We start from the raw sequence: 228 nt of genomic DNA, 5'->3' as shown, positions 1-228 counted from the left end.
GTCGCCCGCTGCGTCGTCCGCCGCGCCCTCCAAGGCGTCCGGCGACAAGGCCGTCATCACGTACTGGACCGACGTCCGTCACGACCAGGAATATATCAAATCGCTCATCGACAAGTTCAATGCCGAAAATTCGGACAACATCGAGGACGAGCTCACCGTGCTCACCGAGAATTACAACCAGAGCGTGGACATCGCCTTCTCGAGCAACAAGGCGCCGGACGTTCTTCG

General features: G+C 59.2%; 1 pseudogene. It reads left to right on the top strand.

What is annotated here, in order from left to right:
• Window positions 1-228 (top strand): annotated as a pseudogene (locus KVT38_RS34500) (sugar ABC transporter substrate-binding protein); the annotation flags it as partial.

This window comes from Cohnella sp. GbtcB17 (assembly GCF_019091135.1).
Lineage (GTDB): Bacteria > Bacillota > Bacilli > Paenibacillales > Paenibacillaceae > Cohnella.
This window is presented reverse-complemented; position numbering and strand designations above follow the sequence as displayed.